Annotated in this window: 16 protein-coding genes and 1 tRNA gene; 6 read left to right on the top strand and 11 right to left on the bottom strand. The window is 32.6% G+C overall.

The window, feature by feature from the left end:
• Positions 1–309: 309 nt before the first annotated feature.
• Both AC106K_RS00435 and AC106K_RS00430 read left to right on the top strand, forming a co-directional pair.
• A tRNA-Asp gene (locus AC106K_RS00435) sits at positions 310–383 on the top strand.
• A gap of 252 nt (positions 384–635) precedes the next feature.
• Positions 636–1865 (top strand): site-specific integrase, encoded by a 1230-nt coding sequence (locus AC106K_RS00430; RefSeq protein ID WP_278379719.1) that lies wholly within the window; start codon positions 636–638, stop codon positions 1863–1865.
• A gap of 166 nt (positions 1866–2031) precedes the next feature.
• On the opposite strand, the gene AC106K_RS00425 is transcribed toward AC106K_RS00430, so the two are convergent.
• The 6 genes from AC106K_RS00425 to AC106K_RS00400 all read right to left on the bottom strand — a co-directional run bounded on the left by AC106K_RS00425 (position 2032) and on the right by AC106K_RS00400 (position 7724).
• Positions 2032–2844: a GLPGLI family protein gene (locus AC106K_RS00425; RefSeq protein ID WP_104916176.1), complete on the bottom strand. Its 813-nt coding sequence runs from the start codon at positions 2842–2844 to the stop codon at positions 2032–2034.
• 12 nt (positions 2845–2856) lie between these two features.
• Positions 2857–3504 carry a signal peptidase I gene (gene lepB / locus AC106K_RS00420; protein ID WP_185117414.1) on the bottom strand — a complete coding sequence of 216 codons (648 nt, stop codon included), beginning with the start codon at positions 3502–3504 and terminating at the stop codon, positions 2857–2859.
• Positions 3501–4067 carry a hypothetical protein gene (locus AC106K_RS00415; protein ID WP_104916174.1) on the bottom strand — a complete coding sequence of 189 codons (567 nt, stop codon included), beginning with the start codon at positions 4065–4067 and terminating at the stop codon, positions 3501–3503. The genes lepB and AC106K_RS00415 overlap by 4 nt, the downstream gene beginning before the upstream one ends.
• 2 nt (positions 4068–4069) lie before the next feature.
• Positions 4070–5167: a BF3164 family lipoprotein gene (locus AC106K_RS00410; protein ID WP_104916173.1), complete on the bottom strand. Its 1098-nt coding sequence runs from the start codon at positions 5165–5167 to the stop codon at positions 4070–4072.
• Positions 5168–5566: 399 nt separating this feature from the next.
• The gene (locus tag AC106K_RS00405; protein WP_104916172.1) at positions 5567–5815 is read right to left on the bottom strand and encodes a hypothetical protein; all 249 of its coding nucleotides are present in this window, start codon (positions 5813–5815) and stop codon (positions 5567–5569) included.
• 199 nt (positions 5816–6014) lie between these two features.
• Complete coding sequence (locus AC106K_RS00400) at positions 6015–7724, bottom strand: helix-turn-helix domain-containing protein (RefSeq protein ID WP_104916171.1); 1710 nt, start codon at positions 7722–7724, stop codon at positions 6015–6017.
• Positions 7725–7931: 207 nt separating this feature from the next.
• Here AC106K_RS00400 and AC106K_RS00395 point away from each other — a divergent pair, with 207 nt between their 5' ends.
• The 4 genes from AC106K_RS00395 to AC106K_RS00380 are packed head-to-tail and all read left to right on the top strand — an operon-like array spanning position 7932 to position 13407.
• A complete protein-coding gene (locus AC106K_RS00395; RefSeq protein WP_185117413.1) occupies positions 7932–8093 on the top strand; it encodes a hypothetical protein in 162 nt (53 codons plus the stop codon).
• Positions 8094–8105: 12 nt separating this feature from the next.
• A complete protein-coding gene (locus tag AC106K_RS00390) occupies positions 8106–10286 on the top strand; it encodes a prolyl oligopeptidase family serine peptidase (protein WP_104916170.1) in 2181 nt (726 codons plus the stop codon).
• A gap of 1 nt (position 10287) precedes the next feature.
• Positions 10288–12516: a lantibiotic dehydratase family protein gene (locus AC106K_RS00385; RefSeq protein WP_104916169.1), complete on the top strand. Its 2229-nt coding sequence runs from the start codon at positions 10288–10290 to the stop codon at positions 12514–12516.
• A gap of 21 nt (positions 12517–12537) precedes the next feature.
• Positions 12538–13407, top strand: a complete 870-nt coding sequence (locus AC106K_RS00380; protein WP_104916168.1) for a thiopeptide-type bacteriocin biosynthesis protein — start codon at positions 12538–12540, stop codon at positions 13405–13407.
• Between the two features lie 265 nt (positions 13408–13672).
• Here the strand turns inward: AC106K_RS00380 and AC106K_RS00375 are convergent, their stop codons facing one another.
• From AC106K_RS00375 to AC106K_RS00355, 5 genes are all read right to left on the bottom strand, one after another.
• Positions 13673–14215, bottom strand: a complete 543-nt coding sequence (locus tag AC106K_RS00375; protein WP_309047001.1) for a hypothetical protein — start codon at positions 14213–14215, stop codon at positions 13673–13675.
• 111 nt (positions 14216–14326) lie between these two features.
• Positions 14327–14869: a hypothetical protein gene (locus tag AC106K_RS00370; RefSeq protein WP_104916166.1), complete on the bottom strand. Its 543-nt coding sequence runs from the start codon at positions 14867–14869 to the stop codon at positions 14327–14329.
• A gap of 8 nt (positions 14870–14877) precedes the next feature.
• On the bottom strand, positions 14878–18249 hold the full coding sequence (locus AC106K_RS00365; protein WP_104916165.1) for a DUF6443 domain-containing protein: 3372 nt from the start codon (positions 18247–18249) through the stop codon (positions 14878–14880).
• A 7-nt stretch (positions 18250–18256) separates the two neighbouring features.
• Complete coding sequence (locus tag AC106K_RS00360; RefSeq protein ID WP_104916164.1) at positions 18257–21715, bottom strand: hypothetical protein; 3459 nt, start codon at positions 21713–21715, stop codon at positions 18257–18259.
• 4 nt (positions 21716–21719) lie between these two features.
• A complete protein-coding gene (locus AC106K_RS00355) occupies positions 21720–23261 on the bottom strand; it encodes a T9SS type A sorting domain-containing protein (RefSeq protein ID WP_104916163.1) in 1542 nt (513 codons plus the stop codon).
• Between the last annotated feature and the right edge of the window lie 42 nt (positions 23262–23303).

Below are 23303 nucleotides of genomic sequence, written 5' to 3'. Positions count from 1 at the left end.
AACAATATATATGTTAACGGACTTATAGATAAAAGCGGGAAGAAGTATCAAGGATGCCTTACTTTTGATGACATAACCAGACAATTTGACTTTTCATTTATAAACCTAAAAAAAGAAATCCGAAAAAATAATTATTACAGCAACAGTTTAAGCTAAATGCCATATTTACAATATGTAAGATAACCTGAAGTTTAAGTTAGGTTTGAAAACCTCACAAATACAAGCTTCACAGAGATTGGTTGATGTAAAATAATCGCAAATATGTTTGTGAGTTTAATGAAAAAAAGTGTAATTTTGCACTGTTAAAAAGATCCGGTAGTTCAGTTGGTTAGAATGCCGCCCTGTCACGGCGGAGGTCGCGGGTTCGAGTCCCGTCCGGATCGCAACTATTTAATCATAATAGTACAAAAAGCTTTAAAACAGATGTTTTAAAGCTTTTTTTGTTTTATGCTGATTCTAAAAGGAGCTAAAAAATCACAATATGAAAGTGACCTATTCAGTGACCTGTTGAAAAGGTAGAATAGAGGTCACTAAAAAGTAAGAAAAAGTCCTGTTCATGGGCCTATTCAGAAATTGAACATCTTGTGGGAAGTTTTTAATGAGTTTATGTTTAAAATTTTTAAAAACGGCACAAAATGAACAAGACATTTAATCTTCTTTTTTATCTCAAAAAAGCTAAAGCTAACTCTCAGGGAGAAGTCCCTATTTACATGAGAATTACTATTGATGGTAAAATTTCCGAAGTAAGTACAAAACGTACTGTATTGCCCTCAAAATGGGTTTCCCAAGCTCAAAGTGTAAAAGGATCTTCAGAAGCATGTAAATCTCTTAATTTTTATCTTAAAACCTTTGAACAGAAAGTTTTTGATATTTATCACAAACTAGCAAGAGAAAACGAGGTGATAAGTAGTGGAATTCTTAAGAATAAACTATTGGGGAAGGATCAAAAGAATCGAATGCTGGTCCCTATATTTCAGGATCATAATGATAGAATGGAAAAGTTAGTGGGGAAGGAGTACGCCAAGGGAACATTAACCCGTTATAAAACCTGTTTAAGTCATGCTAAGGAATTCTTAGAATGGAAATATAATATTTCTGATATTGATATTAGAAATATTAGCTATGCTTTTCTCAATGATTTTGAATTTTTTCTACGAACTGAAAAATCTTGTAGTAATAATACGGCAGTAAAGTATATTAAGAATTTTGGGAAGATCATAAGGATCTGTTTGGCGCATGGCTGGCTAGAAAAAGACCCGTTTATAAATTATGATTCAAAATTTGATGAAGTAACAAGAATATTTCTCAATAATCAGGAGCTTGAAAAGCTTTTCGCCAAAGATTTCAAAAATGAGCGTTTATCATTAGTAAGAGATATTTTTTTATTTAGCTGCTTTACGGGGTTGGCATATATTGATACAAGACAGTTAACTACCAATAACATTAATGTTGGATTAGATGGAGCTCGTTGGATTTTTACCAAACGACAAAAAACGAAAACAACCTCTAACATTCCATTGCTCACTCAAGCTGAATACATTATCGAAAAATATAAGAATCATCCGTCTTGTATAAATAGTGGAAGATTACTTCCTATTCTCAGTAATCAAAAAATGAATGCTTATCTGAAAGAAATTGCCGATCTGTGCGGTATTAATAAAGAATTAACCTATCATATAGCACGTCACACTTTTGCAACAACGATTACTTTGTCAAATGGAGTTCCCATTGAGAGTGTAAGTAAAATGCTGGGACACAAAAATATGAGAACAACTCAGCATTATGCAAAAATTTTGGACAGAAAAGTAAGTGAGGATATGATATTGTTAAAGCAGAAATTTATAAAAAAAAGGGAATTTATTTAATTTAAAAAATGATAATTAAGAGATCTTATTTCAAATGGTAAATTTTCCATAAAACTTGATTAGTGAGACTACCCAATATGATTGTCGTTTTTGGATAATAAAAGACCGTATTGAATCAATCAGTACGGTCATTCCATCACATTTCATACAATTATTAAAATACTATCTAAGGATAAGGGATTGCATTATCTTTCTCAATTGGTAAATAGTATTTTTTTATGTTGTCTTGTAAACTTTTTCTTTTTCTACTAATTTCTTCAGGGGTACTTAGACTTTGTTCTGAATCTATAGTGCCTCCTTTTTTAGCAAAGCTCTGAAGAACCTCAACAATGTTGGTATAATAATCCAATTTGATTTTTTGATACTGTTTTAGTGATACAGATATTGGTTTTTTTCCATAATGTGTTTCTAAAAAACTATTTGTATCAAATGTTTCAGGAAGATTAAGGCTTTTTATTAAAGAATAATGAAAAACATTTTCAGAATCATATATTTCAAAGATTAATCCAGATAAGCCCGTAAATTTATACGGTCCTTCCTGAAATGGAATTTCAGAATTAAACCAGGCTATCCATTTTCTTCCACCAAAATTTGTACTTGCTTTTTGTAGTGTATAATTGTCGACTTTTTTTGTTTCCTTTTGTAATTTCCAATCTATCTTATCTTTTGATGATACGACAAAGTAGTCATATGTGTGCGTATGAAAAGATTTATTATCTGGACTATTGGTTCCTCTTAATATCAATTGATCCACTTCAGAATTAGTTTGTATATCTTCTCCATTTTTTTTCCGGAGAGAATCAACCTGAAGAAATTCATAATCATAGAATTTGACAAAATTCTTATCAATGTCAAGTACCATATTGGTTTTGTTAATCTCTCCATTCTTTTGAATTGCCAATTCATAAATAAATCTATGTGTTTGAGAGATTGCGAAGCCATAGATAATAATAAAGATGAGTGTAAATATTTTTTTCATTTTAAATAATTTTTATAAACTGATGATTACTTTTCCTTTTAAATCTAAAATATTGATAGGCCCAAAAGTACGGGAGTCTATGGAACCTGCTCTATTATCTCCTATAAGAAAGTAATAATCATTTTGAAATGTATAATATTTATTATTCTTCCAGTTTTTGTTTTTAGTTACATTTAAATTATTATTTACTTCAGAATTGATTAAATTTTGGTATAAAGAGACTACTTCTGGAGTTAATTTAATTTTCATACCCTTTTGGGGTATTTTGTATGTTCCCATATTATAGGGAGTCCAGTTTTTACCAAAATTATAATAAATGTCAGCTTTTGTAAATATATCGATACCTAAACTATATTTTAAGATGGCACTTGCCGGAGGAGAAACAAATTTATTATTTAAGTATATTTTACCATTTATTATTTTAATCGAGTCTCCTGGCAGGCCAATACAGCGTTTTATGAGGTTTTCTTTGTTTCGTCTAAAAATTACAATATCATTCTGCTTTAAGGTGTATAAATTTTTTAAAATCAGAACTCTATCTCCATCTTCATATGTGTTTTTCATTGAACTCTGATTAATAGTATATACTTCAATAAAAAATAATCTGAGTACTATCAATACTAAGAAAAAGAGAATAAAAAATATTACCTTTTTTTTCATAATCCACATTCAATAGCTTTAGAATACAATCTTTTTGCTTTATCATTATCATAAAATGCTCCAAATAAAATTAAATTTTGGCTTTTATCAAGGAGCATTGTGTTATAAATATCATCTAACAAAACAAATTTGTTTATTGTTTTAAAAGAAAAGTATTGTTGCTCATAATAAATGGGGTAAGGAAAGTTAGTTTTTTTTATGGCATCTAAAACATAAGTTTTAGTCGGTGCACTTGCAATAAAAATATAATCAACATCTTTATTTTCTGGCATATTCTTTAGTCCCGATTGTATCATTTTAAGTTCATTTACACATTTGTCACAATCGGCTGTAAAAAAATGAACTATCGTATAGCTCTTTTTTGTTGTTAGAGCTTTTTCTATATTTTGATGATCAGAAGTTAAGCTATTGGTTAAAATTTCCATATTTGAGGGGAATTCAACTCTCTTCTTGTACCATGTTTTCATTATTCCTCTAATTTCTGATCTTGTACTATCACACTCATTTTTACAGGAAGTAAATAGAAGTATGAAACCGAGTAAGAAAGGTATTAATGTTTTCATTTTTAGAAATTTAATGTTGCTGAAAAAATGTTTGCCTCCTTGTCATCATAGCAATAAAGTATACTGTTTTTACTATCAATATGTATTTTGCTTACCTCCCTATCTAAAATCACCTCTTTAATAAATTTACCATCCCAATTGAATATCAAAATTCTATTTGATGTTGTTTTCCCTTCATAATTTCCAGAATACAAACTATAAATATATTTTTTATTAGAGGCAATAGATAAATAAGCATATTTGGTTTTTTCATTTTCCTCAATGGAAAATCCCCTTTCAAGCTTTGTAACCGTCATAATTGGACCGAAATTTTCTTGGCTATGTAATATTTTTATTAATTTATCATTTGCATAAAATTCGGCTCTGTCAGCTCTATTATAAAAAACAGCAACTTTATTTTCAGTTGGGTGCTTAATACTTATAGCTTTAAAGATAAATGCCTTATTTGGAAATTTAGTATTTGGACGGTCAAGAAGCATATCACTATTAGTAACATCTGGAAGCGTTCCCACTTTTTTGATAATTTTCTCAGTATTAGCATATAGGTATCGGTTATCATCGAATGAAAATGTTGTTGCCAATATCAAGCTATCATTAATAATATTGGGTGAAATTATATTTTTTAATTCTTTACCGAGAATAAACTCCTTCTCAGGAATATAATTTTTAGAATTTACCGAACGATCTTTACTAATTTTAAAAAATTTGCTTAAAGTTATATCATAAGCCCATATAGATGAAAAAGAATTATTTTCTATGGCTAACTTTGCTACCGATAATCCTTCATTCGATCCTGTACCACGTATAATTATTTCATTCAATAATTTTCCCGTTTTCAATGAATATAAATTAATAAGCTTAGGATCTCTTAAATTACCACATATTAATAAACTATCTTCAGCTATAATATCAGTAAAAATTCCGTGAATATTTATTGGATGTAGAACTATTTTATTAGTATTACTTTCCGAAGTTTGAAATATAGAAATGGATGATTTTGCATCATTGATTTTAAATTCAATTAATTTTGGATTTTCATTATTGCATGATATGAATAAGAAAGTAAAGAAAACAGGAACAAGATTCGAGAATTTTAGCATAAATAAATGGTAAAAGTATTAGTGAAAATAAATATATATTTACTCAATCCCATGCTGATATGTGCACCTCTTAAGATTAGGATAAAGAGCACCGGTTTCTACAGATAAACAATCAGAATTAGTTGAAGGACAATTACAGTAAGCCGGAGCAATTTTTGCGCTTGCCCGCAGACTTTCTAAAGAGGAATTATCTACTGATAAAGAAAAGATTGTGATAGTAATTAACACAAAACATGATAATAAAATTTTAAAATACTTTTTATTCATAATAATTATATTTGTGATTAAGATAGTTTGGGTGATATTAAGAATCATTACTTAAATTTTAAATAAGGAGATAGTCACTATCTCCTTATCAAGAATTTTCTATTGAAATTTTATTGGATTATATTATTTCAATTAATTGGCAAGTTCTTCTTCAAATGCTTTTCCTCCAATTGTTCCAGCTTTATATCCTGTATAGATATTTCCTGTAGATGGTGATAAGCAATCGCTATTACTTGCTGCAACGCACTTTGTTCCCGCAGCCATTAATGCATTAGCACGAAGACTCTCAAGAGAAGAATCTTTAACCGATAAAGTGAATGCTGCACCTGTTGCTAAAACAGCAGCACCTGAAAAAAGAATTGTTGAAATTTTTGCTTTCATAAGATTAATATTTAATGATTAAAAATTAATGAAGAGCATTAATTGTTTCCCTCTCTTGTATTGGCCACTACAAAAACAGAAAAATAAATTGTTTGCTTTTCGAAACAAACATAGAGGAGAATTTTTAGAGAAAAAAATGTATACTCTATAGATTTATAAATCCTAGCCTATAAATTCATGTATCTATACGTAAATATTCTTATGGAAGGTTTCTATTTTCAATTTCTTTAATATATATGGTAAATGTTGTTCCGGTTTTCTTTTTAAATGCAGTGGCGAAAGCTTGTTCATTGTTGTAACCTAATTCTTCGGCTACTACAGTTAACTTATAAGAACGAAATTTTCTATCCTTTAATAGTTTGTCTATTGCATAGTCAATTCGTAAATCATTAAGGTAAGTTGCAAAGTTTTTTCCTTTGTAAGAATTGATAATATCAGATAGATAAGAAGAGTTAGTTTTTATTTGTTTTGATAAACTGCTTAATGTAATACCCTTTTTTAAAAAAAGGTCTTGTTTCTCAAAATTATCTAATTCTCTTAGAATGAATTGTATAACGTCTTCAGGGATTGATTTCCCTACTTTGTTTTCTATAATAGTTTTAGGTTGAGAAACCTTTGTGACATCATTACTGCTGTTACTAACTATGGGTTCCTTTTCTTCAAGAGATTTAATCAAGTCTTGTGCTATTTTCCTATATTTCTTCTCAGTTTTTTTTAAGTTGAGATAAAAGTATGTGATCAAAATAAAAGCAGAAGTTAGTATAACACCAATGAAAATCCATAATGTTATTTTTCTATTTTTAAGATCAGTGATAATATTTTCCTTTTCATGAATAAGATTAGGTATCTCGTATTTCTTATGTAATTCAGTCGACAAATATTTAAACTGTTCATCTAATTTTGTATTAACCTTCAGAAAGCGGTCAATATAAAAAAGTTGTTTTTCTTTATCATCTTTTTCTTTGTAATAATTTATAATATAGGTATATACTTCTTTAAGTTCAGGAAATAAATTATTTGTTTTTTGTATGTTGGAATCTAATTTAATGAAATGCTGGATCGCCTTTTCTTTGTCATGCTGTCCATCATAAGATTTACCCAGAGCATACAAAGCATAATTTGCATTAGTATCATCAATGGTTGAAAAATAACTATAAGCCTTAGATAAATCTGAAATAGCTAATTCGTATTTTTTTTGTTTAAGATTAGAAAGGCCTGATAAATAGGAATATTGACTAATATTATATTTATTTTTAGTAGGTAATGATATGTTAATCCCTTCTTTAATTAAAATATTCGCAGAATCTAATTTGTTTAGTTCAATGTAACAATTAATCAGATTTATTCTTGTTTGATTGTTTTCTACTTTCGAGAGTAATTTAGAATTATAATATTGTTTAAATATTTTAGCAGCCTCTTCATTTTTTCCCATGTAGGTATCGATATATGCGATATTGAGATTAACATACATTATTTGTTTTTCGTCATTTTGCTGCTTCGCATAATTTAAGCTTATAAAATAATTTTCAAGAGCTTTCTTTAAATCATCGTTTTTGTAATAAAGATTTCCTTTTAATCGATATGTTCTGGCCGGATAAAGACTGCCTTTTATATTTTTGGTAATGATACCAAGGCTATCAATATACTTTAGGGCTGTGGAAAAATCTTCATTAAAGTGAATAAGAATATATCCTTCTGCTATTTGAAGTGTATTTTTCTCATTTTTTGCTTTTTGAAGGTAATATTTTGCAATTCTTTTTGCTTCAAGGCTTTTATCATTATTATAATAATAATCAAATTTTTCCTTGAGCTCATTATAATTGAATTTCTTTAAGCTGTCAGTTATGTTGCTTTGTGAAAAAAATAAATTACTAAATATTAGTACTAATAAAAGAAATAGATGCTTCATCAGAAAGTGAATTGGTTTACAAAATTATATCATTTTCCGTAGTAAAAAAATGATATATGATTATTATGGGGAAATATTTCTTTTAACTTTAAAACCAGTTGTTTATGTCGTTTTTCTGTCTATAGATTTATAAATCCATAGATATGTTTTTTTAAAATTTAGAAAAAAGCTTTAATTTGTCTAATAATTAACATAAAAGTTTAAGCAATGAAAAAAAAACAAGAAGAGCAAGAGCAATCAGGAAAAAAACTATCTCTAAGAAAAGTTAAAATTATGACAATTGGTAATATGAAAACAGTTCGTGGTGGTAATGCTGGTGCGGATGGTAATGATGATCCCCTTCCGAGTCCACTAAGAATAACATATTAATTATAAGGTTATATGAAATTTGTAATATTTATCATTACTTGCTTTGGTACTTTGTTTGTAAATGGACAAATAAAAAAAAATGCTCCATCTATACCTGCTACAGATGAGTATCACAGGATCAAAGTAGTAGACGAATATAGAAATCTTGAAGATTTGAAAGATCCGGCTACAATTAACTGGATGAAATCCCAAACAGATTACACTAACTCTGTATTAAGTCAGATTCCCAAGAAAACCTTTTATTTAGAAAAAAGATTAGAATTGGATAAGAGACAAGGCTTTTCGGTATCTAATTTGAAAATAGTGGGTAATGATAAATATTTTTATTTAAAAAAGGCTGGCAACGAAAAGGTCGCCAAATTATACAGCAGAAATGGTTTTGAGGGAGATGAAGAATTACTTTATGACCCTGCTAACTATAAAGATGCTGAAAAGAAACATAATTATATAATCAACTATATTAGTCCGAGTTGGGATGGAAGTAAGATTGCCATTTCTTTGGCCGAAAAAGGCAAAGAACTTTCAGAAGTCATCATTATGGATATAAGGAAAAAATACATTTATCCTGAGACTATCACTAATATTGAACCTGTTAGTGGCGGAGGAATGAAATGGTTAGATGATAATAGTGGTTTCTTTTATATGTATTATACTGTAACAGACCCTACATCTAAAGATTTTTATAAAAATACACGAACAGTTTTATACAAAATAGGAACAGATCCTAAGAAGATTACAGATGTTTTTTCTGCAAACAACAATCCTGAGCTAAATATTACAGAAGATCAATTTCCTATGATTCTTGATTTTGATATTCAGGATCAATATTACATAGGAATGTTGGTAGATTTTAATTATTACAGAAAGACATATATTATCAGAAAAGATGATTTATTAAAAGGTAAAAAAAATTGGAAATCATTTTCATTTCCCGAAGATAAGGTTCGTAATCTACAAATAATAGATAATGATTCTGTTCTCTTTTTATCTGGCATTGATCCATCTGCTAATAAGCTATGCAAGACTAATATAAGTAATCCAAATTTTAAAAGACCTGAAGTTTTAGTCTCTGAAAAAGAAGGTGAAGCGCTTAAAAGCTATCGTTTTACAAAAGATGGTATATATTATACTACAACAAAAAACGGGGTTGAAGCTAAGTTGTATTCACATAAAAATGGAAAAATTGAGTCTATTAAGCTTCCTTATCCTTCAGGATCTTTAAATTTACAAAGCAATAGCAGGGGGGATGCTAACTTATGGATAACATGTTCAGGCTGGGCAAATGAAGAGCAACGTTTTCTTTATAATTCAAAGGACAAGTCTTTTAAACCAGAAAATCTTACACCTATTACTGAGTATCCTGAATTTAAGGATATTGTTGTTAATGAGATTATGATAAAGGCGCGAGATGGAGAAGAAATTCCTGTATCGCTGATTTATCATAAAAATATAAAGAAAAATGGTAGAAATCCTCTGCTAATAGATAGTTATGGCTCCTATGGAATATCAAATAGTCCTTCATTTTCCAAGACATTTCTGTTGTGGGTTAATCAAGGTGGAATGGTAGCTGTGGCTCATGTTAGGGGAGGCGGTGAAAAAGGAGATAAGTGGCATAAGGCTGGTTTTAAAGAAACAAAACCAAATACCTGGCGTGATTTAATTGATTGTACAGAATATTTGATCAAAGAAAATTATACTTCAAAAGATAGGGTTGCTATTTGGGGAACAAGTGCTGGTGGAATTACAGTTGGTAGAGCAATGACAGAAAGACCAGATCTTTTTAAAGTTGTTATTGCTGAAGTTGGTGTAATGAATCCACTTCGGGATGAAACAACTCCTAATGCACAACCTAAAGAGTTTGGAACAATAAAAGATTCAAAAGAATTTAAAGCATTGTTGGAAATGGATGCCTATCAGCATATAGAAAAGAATATAAAATATCCGGCTACTTTTATAACAGGAGGGATTAATGATCAAAGAGTAATTGTATGGGAACCTACTAAGTTTGCAGCCAAATTGATGGCGGATAATATTTCTAAGAACCCCATCTTATTAAAAATTGATTACGATGGTGGCCACGCAGGAAATGTTCCTATTGCACAGCGTTATGCCAATCTAAGTGATATGTTTGCTTTTGCGCTATGGCAATTAGGACTTCCAGATTATCAACCTAAGAAAGCTATAAAGAAATAAAATGCCACAGTTTCCTTATCTGTTCTTTGAAGAATATGTGTTCCGTACACCTATGTTTTCATATAAAAAAATTCAAAAAATATTTGATAAGGAAGAGGTCTCGGATAAAGAGCTGGAAGAAATTTGCAAAGATCCTGTCTTTCTCGAAGCTATATATCTAGCATCCCCTGATTTCTATGGAATTACTATTGAATGGCTCTCAGGAAAGAAGTTATCTACAAAACAATATGGAAAGCTTAGAAATACTTTATTAAAGTACTATGTTCGAATGGGCACACGTTGTACACCCTTCGGTTTATTTTCAATGATTGGCTTAGGTAAGTTTGGCGAAAACAATATAGAATCTTTATCATCCAAATCAAACAGGATAGAGGGACTCCAAAAAAATATACCGCTGAGTTATGTAAGAGAGACCAAACTTGATATGCATTTTCTGGTAGCGCTTTCTCGACATTTTTTGAAAATTCCTGAAATAAGGGATAATCTTTTATTTTATCCCAATAATAGTATCTATCAAATAGGAAATAAAATTCGGTATATTGAATACGAATGTAATAACGGAAAAAAGAGCTATAGTATTTCTTCAGCTCCATTATCGGAAGAATTGAAATTGATATTAGAGGCTTCAAAAAATGGAGAAAATATGCAATCTCTTATAAAGTCTTTGGTAAATTCTGAAATAACGGAGTATGATGCCAGAGAATATATACAGGAACTCATAGAAAATCAGTTGTTAATTAGCGAAATCGAACCTAATGTTTCGGGAAGGGACTTTCTTGATACACTAATTAGTATTTTTAAAAGAATTGAAGCTAAAGAACAAATATCAGTTCTAACCTCTATAAAATTAGAATTAGAAAAATTAGATCAACAGTTTGGAAATGGAATTTCAATGTATTCTAAAATTGAAGAGCTGATTAAAAAATTTAAAATAGGATACGAAAAACAATATCTTTTTCAGACGGATTTATACAGTAATAGCGAGCATATACTACCTTTACATTTGAAAAAGGAATTAAGAAAGGGAATTTCTTTTCTAAATAAGATTGTTTCGCCTCAGAAAGATATTGACTTTGAACAGTTCAAAAAAGCTTTTAGAGATAGGTTTGAAGATCAAGAGGTATCATTATTATATGCTTTAGATATTGAACTTGGAATTGGATATAAGCAAAATGTACACATAAAAGGGATTCATCCTTATATAGAGGATTTGGATATTCCTTCTAAGGTCATCCATAATATTAAGATTTCTGATTTTCATAAGATTCTTATTGATAAATTGCAGGAATCTTTGTTGGAAAATCAATTAGTAATTGAACTATTTGATGAAGACTTTAAAGATTTCAATGAATCCTGGAATGATCTTCCTGATACGATGTCATTTGTAGGAGAGATAGTTTCAACAGATAAAGGGAAGCAATTATTATTAAACGGGAGTCATGGTAGTAGTGCAGCTAATCTATTAGGGAGATTTTGTTCTGAGAAATCAAAAGTCCATACTTTAACCAGGGCCATTACACATGTAGAAGAAGATCTTAATTCAGAGTATATTTTGGCTGAAATTATTCATTTACCAGATGATCGTATAGGAAATATAATAAGACGCCCTACATTGAGGAAATATGAAATCCCTTATCTGGCACAGTCTATTGTTGCTCCAGAATATAAGGTAAATATTGACGATCTGTATATTTCTTTGCGAAATGAGAAGATAATTATTCGTTCTAAGAAACTCAATAAAGAGATAAAACCATATTTGACAAATGCCCATAATTATTATACGAATACACTGCCAGTTTATCATTTTCTTTCAGATCTCCAGTCACAGAATTTGAGAACCGAACTACATTTTGATTGGGGGGATTTACAACAATTTTATAATTTTTTTCCAAGAGTTGAATATAAAAATATAATCATTTCAAAAGCACGGTGGAAGATTTCTGAAAAAGAAATAATCAGATTTAGTTTGTTGAGAGACAATGAAGATGATAGGGAACAAATATTATCAAATTTTAAAATATGGAGAGATAAGAGGTCGATTCCTCAATGGATACAATGGGCACAGGCAGATAACAAGCTTACTCTTAATTTGCAAAATTATGACATGGTCAAAATTTTCATAGACATTATAAAAAAACATAAATCAGTTATTGTAGAAGAATTCTTATGCAATAACAATGATGATTTTATACGGCAGTTTGTTTTTCCAATATATAAAACTTATAAATAACCAAATAGTATCTTATAGTTTATGATAGTAGAGAGAAGCTTTATTCCTGGAAATGAATGGCTATATATAAAGTTGTATACTGGTCTAAAAACTGCCGACAATATTTTGGAAGAAGTAATATTGCCACTTAGTCAATATTTTCAGGAAAATGATTTTATTTTAAGATGGTTCTTTATTCGTTATATTGATCCGAAGCCTCATCTTAGAATAAGATTTCATCTTAAAAAGCAAGAATATTATCCTTTTATTTTTAATTCTATAAATCAAGCTTTACAACCGTATTTCTACTCTGGAGAAATAGCCAATATCCAATTAGACACATATAATAGGGAAATAGAAAGATATGGAGGAGGGACCATAGAGTATGCCGAATGTTTGTTTCATAGGAACAGTGAACTAATTTTAAATTGTTTACATTTTAATGATGAAGAAAAAATTATAGTCATTCTTTTTTATATAGATCAGCTACTTTCGCAAATTGGCCTATCTATAAACCAAAAGTTACAATGGATAAAAGACTACGATGCTTCTTTTAAAGAAGAGTTTAATGCGGACAAAAATCTAAACAGGCAATTGGATAAAAAATACAGGACATTCTATCCAAAATTTTTAGAGTTCACACAGTCTTTAGAATCTAAAGAGTTCAGAGATTTGGTTATGGAAAATCTTACCTTTAGTAAAACAACATTACAGAATATTCTTAATGTCTATAATCAAAATTCGGTATCAACTTCATTACAATATTTCATTCAATGTATATTTCATATGTCTATAAATAGGTTGTTTACTTCTCAACAACGATTGTTTGAAATGGTAATTTATGATTATTTGTATAGGTATTATAAAACTAAATTTTATTTAAATTCAAGTAATCCTTCGAATAATAATTAACATTAGAACTATACAGTATTACGCAAAGATTCTGGATAAAAAATATGTCAACTCTAAGAGTGTTCTGCAACAAAAAACCTCTTGAGAATGTCACTAAAGGAACATTAACTCGTTATAAGACCTGCCAGTAATAAAAAAATTAATTGTTTTGATGCCATGCCTTTAATTAATTACGAATTACTCTATCTTCTTCTATTTACTTCATATATTTTAATGGAAGATGACCAAACAGATTTATTTTATCTGTTTGGTCAATAGTAGATAATTAAGACCTCTTCCAACCAAGTCCACCACCAGTTTCGACAGCATTGTTTTCTTCTATCCAATTGATGGCCGATTGAGAATAAAAGAAGTCTTTATCATTAGCATGTCTTTTTAAAAATTCCTTTTTAAAATCCCTTATTACACTATCACACCACTCGCAAAAAGAATTAGATTTTTTCTCTAGATTATCATATTTATTATAAAATGATTTTACATAATAAAATCTTGCACGCCTTAAAAAGCTGTCATCATCAGAATAAAATCCACCTAAATTGAATTCTAACAAATAACTTTCATCAATATTAAAATAATACATTTGTTCATCTACTGAATTAATTATAATTCGATCCAGAAAATTAGTGGTTGAAAGGTATATTTGAAATATATTACTATTCATAGGAGGCAAATGATTTAAAATTTTAAATTCGATTGTCGAATTGATGTTTTGATTAAGTAATACAACTATTCCCTTTTCTAAAATCATATTGTTAATTCTATTATGCTCCTCAGGCGTAATAAAAAAATTTAATTGTTTTGAGGCCATATTTTTCATTGATTACGGATTAGCTTATTTTCCCATCACTTACATTATACATTAATTTGATGAAAAATGGCCAAACAAATTTACTTTATCTGCTTGGCCAATAGTAAATTATTAAGGCTTCCTCCACCCAAGTCCACCACCTGTTTTTGCTGCATTATTTTTCTCAATCCATTCAATAGCAGATTGAGAATATAAGTCTTCCTTATCATTAGAATATCTCTTTAAAAACTCTTTTTTAAAGCTTCTAATTATGTCGTCACACCACTCGCAAAAAGAATTAGATTTTTTTTCCAATTCATCATATTTATTAAAAAAGGACTTTACATAATAGAATCTTGCACGTTGCAAAAGGTTTATATCATAAGGATAAAAGCCTCCTAAACTGAATTCCAGCAAATAGCTTCTAAGAACATCAAAGGATCTCTTTCCATTGTCTGTTGAAAGAACTATTATCTTATCTAAGAATTGAGGTGTTGATAAATATACTTGAAATATTTCATCCTCGATAGGAGGTAAAGTTTTAGTTGTAATAATCTCGGAAGTATCTGAGATGTTTTCCTTAAGAAGCACTACAATATTTCTTTCTAAAATCATATCATTGATTCTATCAAAGTTATCAGGTGTAATAAAAAAATTTAATTGTTTTGAGGCCATAGTCTTAGTTAATTACGAATTACTCTATCTTCTTCCATTTTTATTTTTGGTTTTAATTGATTATATGGAGCAAACTCAGGTCTTTTTCCTGTGGCTTGCTCTATGTCATCAAGCGCCTTCCTTTCTCTTGAAACTGGAGTCCCATTTTGGTTCTGCTTTCCAACTTGAACTTGCCTTACTTCTCCTGTTTTTGGATTAGTTCCTTGAATGTCTACAAACCTTTTACTTTTACTTCCAAGTGGTGTATCTATTTTTACCTCGGTCTTTATTTCGGTAAATCCATCAGCATCTAATTTTTTTCCAACTTCTTCTATTTTTGCTTGGTGTAATGGGCCACCTGCTTTTCCATACGGGTTCGGCACTTTTCCAATGGTTGTTTCTGCAATACCCGAACTTGCTTCAGCTCCTGTAACAATTCCTTTAATGGCATTCCATGCTCTGGCAAAGAAACCTGCACCTTGTGCTGCTCTAAAAGTTAAAATAACCTCTTCGATTTCAAATATAGGAGCAGATATTATAGCAGTGTTGACTTCCTGCATAAGATCTGCACGTTCCCTAATTTTGGCAGCCTCATAACTTCTTCCTTGACGATCAAGTCTATCCGCATCCTTTAAGTGGGATTCATATACCCTTGCCATATTGGTTGGTAAAGGCTCCAAGCCCTCCAACTCTCTGGAATCTACAACTCTGTTACCACTAAAAGCGTAGGTTGACCATGTTGGGTAGCTTTCTGCAAGTGGGTCTACATTAAAGAACCTTCCAAAAGTTGGATCATAATTTCTCCATTTAAAAGAACTCCACTTGGTATCCTCCTGCTTTTCCTGCCCTTGTGTAGAATACCTGTAATTCTGAGTAATTGAATTTACAGGAACTATATTCTCATTAAACTCTAGCCCGAAGGGATAATAGTTGGTTACACGATCAATCTCAGCAGTTCCATTTGCCCCTTTATAAAAAGACAGCCTTACGTTTCCTACCTGATCTGTGTAATTGTAAATATACTTCTTTTGCTCGAAATTATAATAGCCTTCCGAAGTAGGGATAAAATTCAGTATATCGTCTGTATACTGGAAACCATCAAGATATTCCGTTATTTTATGAGTTTCTAAACTGGATGGCCCAGTTCCATAGACAAACTCCTTTCTTACTTTTATACCATCTGCTCTGTAGATATATTTGGAGTAGCTCTTATAACTATTCGTCATATCATGACTGAGAAAGGCTTTGTTGAAAGTAATTTTATTAGGTAGGTTCAGATGGTTATAACCAATTTTGAGAATACCCTTATCCTCATGGCTACTCATATTACCATTCAAATCGTAAGTCATCGGAATGCCAGAACTATCCGGATAACCATCATAAACCCCGGAATTATCAGTAACAGAAAGAAGTCTTCTTGCAGCATATTTATAAGTCAGATTGTCCATCGGCCTTACTCCCTGACCCGGTATATATGTATTCCTTGTCAGGTTCTGAATATTTCCTTCCAGGTCATAAAAAAGAGATTCAGTGTAGGCATTATTATATGGGGAAGTGATGTTCGGCTCTGTATAGGCTGCTAGCGTGAGACGGTCTAAACCATCGTAAGTATAGTTGTAACGCCTGAAAGTTCCATCATCAGCTGTTTTCCAATCTATCTCAGAAATATTTCCGTTGTATTTTGCGAGATACAGGTTGGTTTCCGGTTTTTCATATTTAATATGATAGCCAAAAAGCTTTCCGCCTAAATTTTCAGGATCGTTGATCTTTGTCCTAAATCCCCTTATATTGTATGTATAATCAATACTTTGCAAATTATTTCCTACCTTTTTATTGACAGGTTGAGATATTTCATTATAGGTATTCTCCGCTAACAGTTCTACAGGTTCACTATCTACCTGATGCCAATGTTTTAGAAGCCTGTCCTGGTGATCATATTCAAAATCCTCAGTAATTTTTTTCTCTTTTCCGGACTTGGTTTTTCTATGATAAGTGATCATTTTTTTTACAGTACCGGAAAAGCTCAGTTGAGATTCCTTTCTTGTATAACCACCTAGGTGGTTGATAGAATGGGAAGCAATTTCCCGGCCCATATTGTCATAGGCATAGAACGTTTTTGTCCATTCATTGTCTTCCAGATTTTTCATAAATGAATCAGCCAGTAAGCCCTTTGCCTGATCCTGTGAATTCCTTAATATGACTTCCTGACCTAATATTACTGTTGGAAAGTATGTATCATCTACAAACCCCATATGTTTGTCGTAATATTTGATAGTCAATACTTCTTTTATATCTGTTGGGAAGGCATTATTAGAATATTCAACTTTTATATTTGAATGATCAAATGCCTCATTTCTGTTCTCATCAGTTGGACCTGTGTCATTGTCTGCCAATTCCTGTAGCTCCTCTCTTGTCTGGCTATTGGAGATAGTACCCGTATAAATTACTCTTCCAAACTTGTCATACTTGGTAAAAAGCCACTCATTTTTTCCGGCAAGCGCTGGATCTTGAGCCAAAATCAAACGGTCAAGTCTGTTGTAGACCCTAGATTCAATTCCCTTTCCAGGTATCTTTTTCTCCACCATTCTGCCCCTTCCATCATAACGATAAGAATAGGCCGCCGGATTTATATCCTTAGGTCCCCAGCTTGTTTTTATAGAAAGCAGAGGAGGAAAGATATAAGCAAGCTGCCCATATTCATTATAGACATAGTAGGTGTCTGCTGTATCCGAACCACCTGTTGTTTTTCTCGAAAGAATCTTTTGTCCTTTTCCGTTGGTAAACTCTGTGGTTTTGTTACCATCTTCATCAATCACCGTTTTCTTATATAATTCCCCCGGATTATAAGTTCCCCCACTTAGATTAAAATCTATATTGGTTATAATTATTCCGTTAATAATTTCTGTAGAAGTCACAACCTTTCTAACCTCTCCATCAGCATTGGTCCCTTCTTCAAAGAAAACAGGACGAGTACTCCAGTCCCAGCCTTCATGCTTTTGCTGCTGTATTCTACCTAATGGTGAATTCTCCAATACTTTTTCAGAAAATATTTTTTCAGACCCATAAACTGATGGGGCATTGACAAGAGGAGCTGTATATATACCTCCATATTGGGTATCTACTTGTGGGATGGGAAGATAATTATAGACATTCCTCCCGAAAGAATCATATTCGAAATGGGTAACAACGTCCTTTTTCCCGGGAGAAGCCTGTACATCAACCACTTGTTTGGATCTTCCGATCCCGTCATAATACTCAACCTTCTGCGCTGTCTTAACAGATCCACCCGCAGGGTAATCCAGATAGGTCTTTGTTGAAACATAATTTTCGGTAGAACTAAGCTGAGCGCTCAAACTGCCGGTCAGCAATATACTTGCGAAAACGCTTATTATTTTTTTCATCTGTTTTTTAATGTTTTAAATTGTACTGATATTCCTTAACCTTCCTCATATAAATATTACCAGTGCCATTCTTCTGCTCCTTGGTTATATCCTGAAGCCTGCCTTCCTGGTCATAGGTATAATATTCACGGATGCCAGAAGGCCATGTCATACTTCTTACCCCTACCAAAGGATCATAAGAGTAGGTGGTTATCTGTGTATTTTCCAATACAGGATCATTTCTGAATTGCTCTAAGGCTGAAAGAAAAACCGATTCTGTATTTCCAATTCCGTCTATTCCATCCTCGTTAGATGCCAATACTAAAGTATCTATAGTGGACTGAGCTATATCTGATAACTTTATACCTTCTATTTTAGCAATAGGAAGTGTTTTATTATATCCCCAGATGATCGTAACTGGGGTTCCATCATTAATGGTATACTGCTGTAGGTTACCCTTTTCATCATAGTGGTCATATTTTATTTTGCTTTCCATTATGTCTGTAGCTGTATTAAGAGATTTGAGTACATCAGGATAAAGGCCAGCAGAATGATTAAACGTCACTTCTGTTTTCGCTACTGTTTTCCCGGTAGATGTTGTGCTTTGCTTTTCGATCGTTTCTACCTCTAATGGTATTCCAATCATATTGGCCACTGTTAGACCCAGATTTTGCTTTTCCAGGGCATAAAGTGTACGGGTTACAGTAGCAGATTTGTCAGGATGAATGTCAGTAACAATAGAAGGGTAATCGTTTGCATTGTAACTGGTTTCCGTTATACTGCTTATAGAACTCTGAACACCATTTTTATAAGAATATGAGGTTTCGGTCTTTTTTACGGGCAAAACAATACCATATGTAGAATAGTATTTATAAGGTTCAGATAAGGTTTCATTGGGAAATTCAATTTTGAATGCACCATAATTCTCATATTCGTAAAAACGAGGATTGATATTATTATAAAAATAATCTCTTACTCTTATTCCTTCGAGTTTTTGTGTATTAAGGGTAATATACTGGTTGTTCACTTCTGACAGTATCTGTCCGGCACTGTTATATTTTTTCTCAAAAATCAGTTGCCCTCTTAAATAGTCCTGATTTGTGATCGGCATGATTGGCATGGTCGGATTTATCCGTTCATAATTGGCATACTCTACGGGTGAGCGGAATTTATACACCGTACTTCCATTATCAATGGTACTATTATTAGGTCCTTTGCCGACCTGCTTTACAGACACATATTTATATCCAACATCAGAGCCCTGAGTTTTTTCTGTAGGAATGATATTTACATTGGTGGTTGTGGCTGTTGTACAACTAAACTTCGCATATCCCAGCGCATTTCTTTTCTGATAAAAATAATTGATGCTTTCATTATAATTAAAGACCGGACGTGGAAAAACAAGACCTCCGCTACTTTTTCCCGGACTATCTATATCTTTATAATCATAAACATATTCTTTTGCAGGAATAGTTGACGTTGGCTTATCGTAATATTTAATATTGTCAATGCGCAATCCACCACCTTTTTCAACTGCATAATTATTAAAATAGCGTTCCTTGGTTTTAGTGGAAAGAATGTATGAAATAGGTTTATAGGTAATACCCGGAGATGCTTCCAATGAAACAAAGTAAGTGCCGGGTTGCAGAAGAGGGGTCGGCTGATCATAAGTCGTCATAGCTTCTCCATTTGGCCCTGGTCCCTGACTAGGGCAGGCAGGCCCTCCTGGTGGGCTATCACAGGATTGATAGCTATATTCAAAACTTACAATTTCTGGTGAAAATGTTCCATCCGAATTTTTCTTATAGAGTCTGAATTTCCAGTTTGAATACGTTAAAGACCCCAGATCCAAATGAAGGATTACCTCCTGAGGAGACTGAATCGTAAAAAACTCCCCTTTGGCTGCTGAGTTAAAAGCGGTCAGCTCATTAAAGGAAAAGTGATTTTCCTGATCGACCCATTTCCCTTTAACTTCTTCTACAGGATCGGTATATCCGGCAAAATAACTATAATCATTTTCTCCGAACTCAAACTGGACCTTACCTTTTGTGGGATAAACGATAGAACTCAAAACATCCTGGGTAATATCAGACGGTTGCGATTCTTTATAGAATCCCCAGTCATCCCTTTTGAATGACTTATTGAAGTTATTGTAACTGATTGTGTATTCATTATTTGTATTCGTTCCCTGTTGGCCAATATTTGTCACTTTTTTTAGAAGCAATTTGCTGAGTATCGGATTTTGTCCATCCTGCATCATAGAATTGGAATATCCATAGTCAAAAATAAATTGATCCACCTTCAGATTTGGCACACCCGCAGCAAAGGATTCCACAGATTTTAATTTATAAAGATCAGCGGCATTTTCATAATTGCTATCATTACGGCCTTTTTCGTAACTGAATTTTATAATTCCACGATCAGTAATCGTAATTGCAGTCAGGAGTTTAGTATAAGCGGTATTGTATACATATTGAACATCCAATGCTCCGGGCATTTGCATATCAGGGTTAACGATCGCACCTATATTAAAATAATCATGCGTAATATTCGAAGCAAGGCGTGAGGTTCTCGATTCAGGGTCTTTGTATTTTACAACTGGAGAAAGATCATAGCTAAAGGTTAATAAGATCTTGTTATTTTGATCTACAACCTTCTCGATATGATAAGCACTAAAATACTGTCCTCCACTGACACTGCTAATCAGATCACTGGTATTATGTAACAATCCGGTCTTTATGTTAGAAATATCTTTTGAAGATTCTTCCATACCTCTGAACAGGTATTGAATACCTTTATCATCGGTAATATTTACTGTTTGTACCTCCCCGTTAGAATCTTGTGTTACTGTTATTTTTAAATTGTTCCTATCTAGCTTTTCTACATTATAGACACCGTTCAGTCCCCTCTTAATAATAAACCTTCCTGCATATCCCATAAAATTATATTGGTAAAGATCATATTCTGTATCTATTTTACCGGTTGCCGCATTGTACCCATACTCGAGATAATCAAAATTTGCAGTATCATCGTAAACGAGTTTATATGTATTGTTGTAGTCATGGTGATAGATCCCATATTTATTCCTTGGAACGGCTGAGAAAAGAATAGGATCAACTTTTGAATCTGCCACACCTCCCCGGACTGTACGGGTAATGGTTCCTCCCGCTGATAAATTCCAGCCCAATCCGGCTTCTCCCGCTTTATCATCCGGTTTTGCACTTAAAGGATGATATTTCAGGCTTACATCTAAATTAACATTTTCATTACCTGTAGACATATTGAAAAGAGGAATACTCACGTCGGGTATACCCGTATAGTAGCTTACGGGAACCTCTTCAAATTTCATAAGGTTATTAGCCGTTGGGGCTGCCGGAAACATCTTATTGATATTGTCCAGACTCTTATTAAATCTACCTTCTACCTGTCCCCAGAGCTGATTGCAGATCGTAGACAGGAATAGAGCCGTTATGATTTGTTTTCTCATTGTGTTATTTTTTTATAAGTTTGGCACTCGCCGTTTTGTTATGGTCTGTTTTAATGGTTACCAGGTAAGCACCCTGTACAAGGGATTGGGTATTCAATTTTGTAACACTGTTTTTTGTTTTCAAACTTTGAAGTTGTCTTCCGCTCATATCATACAAAAGAATATCTGCTTCTTTGAAATCAATTCCAATTTCTACATAAGCGTAATCTGATACCGGATTTGGATAAATTTTGATGTCTTTCTTTTCAATAAGCTGATCCACCTGTTTATCGCCGAGCTTAATAATCTTCCAGTTTTCTTTACCCAGTTCCTCAGCACTGGTTCCGGCCAGAATGATGGAGCCATCCCGGTTCATCTTAATATCCGAAAGCCTTTCCTCCTTTTTGCGGGATTCTCCTGTCACATGCTTTCGCCACTGTTCTTTACCGTCGATGTTTATATACAACATCCAGAAGGTTTCATCATCTTTCTCTATCTGTTGCTCTGCATGGGTATAACCACCCACTAGTACGCCCCTGGTCTCCTTATCATCAGCGGAATTAATTACGCTCATACCCATCAAAAGATCACGATTTCCCAAATTATAAGATTGCTGCCATAGCTCGTCACCTCTTTCATTCAAGGAAACCACCCAGATGTCCGTCCCCTTTTCAACGCCTACTGATTTGTTGCCTGATTTTTCAGAGCGGGATTCACCACCTACAATATAACCGGATGTGGTTAATGCCAGCGTCCGGACATGGTCATCACTTTTACCACCGTAATTTTTCTCCCATTGAACCTTTCCTTCTTTATCCAGCTTTACAATCCAGTAATCACCCTCACCGTAGTTTTCGGTTTTCTTTGACCCACTGGCCATACTTCTGGAATAAATACCAAGTAATGCTCCGCCATCTTTGGTTGGAATCATTTTTTCCACTTCATCAAGTCCTCTTCCGCCAATGACAGATTCAGAAAGGATTTTTCCATTCTTATCTAGGCGAGTGATCAACACATCTTTAGAACCATATCCTTTTGAGGCATTCTGAACGTTTCCGGCGATAAAGAATCCCAGATCTGTAGTTTGGATCACAGCTCTGGCTTCTTCATCTGCAGTGGTGCCCAGCGTTTTTTGCCATAGTTCATCTCCAGATTCATTAACCCTAATGAGCCAGATGTCTGAGCCACCTTTGGTACCATCTTTTTTATCCAACCCTTTTCCAGAATAGGATGTTCCGGCAAGTAAAAATCCTCCTTCCTGTGTTGGTACGGTTGCCGATAAATAATCATGATTCTGTCCGGAAAAGTATTTTTCCCAAACCTGTTCCCCTTGCTGATCGAGTTTGATTAAATGGAAATCAAAGCCGTTGTTTTGCTTGTTCTCCAGCTGAAGTTTGTCAGGCCGAATAGAACTTCCGGTGATCAGATATTGCTGATCGATCGTGGTGATCACCTGGCTAAGAAAATTTTGTGTAGAGAATTTAACGTCTCTCTGCCAGACAACTTCCTGAGCTGATATGCTCAGGACTGTGCATAAGGTATATGCACCCAAATAAATTTTTTTCATTGGCATTTGAAATTTGATGTGAATTTAAAAATTGCTGATTGC

The organism is Chryseobacterium sp. FR048, from assembly GCF_056844665.1.
The sequence above is the reverse complement of the archived record's forward strand: the minus strand, read 5'-3'. Positions and strand labels throughout refer to the sequence as shown.

Excerpts from the sequence above, each read along its gene's own strand:
- AC106K_RS00385 (WP_104916169.1), top strand. The coding sequence starts at position 10,288 with ATGCCACAGTTTCCTTATCTGTTCTTTGAAGAATATGTGTTCCGTACA.
- AC106K_RS00375 (WP_309047001.1), bottom strand. The coding sequence starts at position 14,215 with ATGGCCTCAAAACAATTAAATTTTTTTATTACGCCTGAGGAGCATAAT.
- AC106K_RS00365 (WP_104916165.1), bottom strand. The coding sequence starts at position 18,249 with ATGAAAAAAATAATAAGCGTTTTCGCAAGTATATTGCTGACCGGCAGT.
- AC106K_RS00380 (WP_104916168.1), top strand. The coding sequence starts at position 12,538 with ATGATAGTAGAGAGAAGCTTTATTCCTGGAAATGAATGGCTATATATA.
- AC106K_RS00390 (WP_104916170.1), top strand. The coding sequence starts at position 8,106 with ATGAAATTTGTAATATTTATCATTACTTGCTTTGGTACTTTGTTTGTA.
- AC106K_RS00355 (WP_104916163.1), bottom strand. The coding sequence starts at position 23,261 with ATGAAAAAAATTTATTTGGGTGCATATACCTTATGCACAGTCCTGAGC.
- AC106K_RS00410 (WP_104916173.1), bottom strand. The coding sequence starts at position 5,167 with ATGCTAAAATTCTCGAATCTTGTTCCTGTTTTCTTTACTTTCTTATTC.
- AC106K_RS00370 (WP_104916166.1), bottom strand. The coding sequence starts at position 14,869 with ATGGCCTCAAAACAATTAAATTTTTTTATTACACCTGATAACTTTGAT.
- AC106K_RS00360 (WP_104916164.1), bottom strand. The coding sequence starts at position 21,715 with ATGAGAAAACAAATCATAACGGCTCTATTCCTGTCTACGATCTGCAAT.
- AC106K_RS00400 (WP_104916171.1), bottom strand. The coding sequence starts at position 7,724 with ATGAAGCATCTATTTCTTTTATTAGTACTAATATTTAGTAATTTATTT.
- AC106K_RS00415 (WP_104916174.1), bottom strand. The coding sequence starts at position 4,067 with ATGAAAACATTAATACCTTTCTTACTCGGTTTCATACTTCTATTTACT.
- AC106K_RS00405 (WP_104916172.1), bottom strand. The coding sequence starts at position 5,815 with ATGAAAGCAAAAATTTCAACAATTCTTTTTTCAGGTGCTGCTGTTTTA.
- AC106K_RS00430 (WP_278379719.1), top strand. The coding sequence starts at position 636 with ATGAACAAGACATTTAATCTTCTTTTTTATCTCAAAAAAGCTAAAGCT.
- AC106K_RS00395 (WP_185117413.1), top strand. The coding sequence starts at position 7,932 with ATGAAAAAAAAACAAGAAGAGCAAGAGCAATCAGGAAAAAAACTATCT.
- lepB (WP_185117414.1), bottom strand. The coding sequence starts at position 3,504 with ATGAAAAAAAAGGTAATATTTTTTATTCTCTTTTTCTTAGTATTGATA.
- AC106K_RS00425 (WP_104916176.1), bottom strand. The coding sequence starts at position 2,844 with ATGAAAAAAATATTTACACTCATCTTTATTATTATCTATGGCTTCGCA.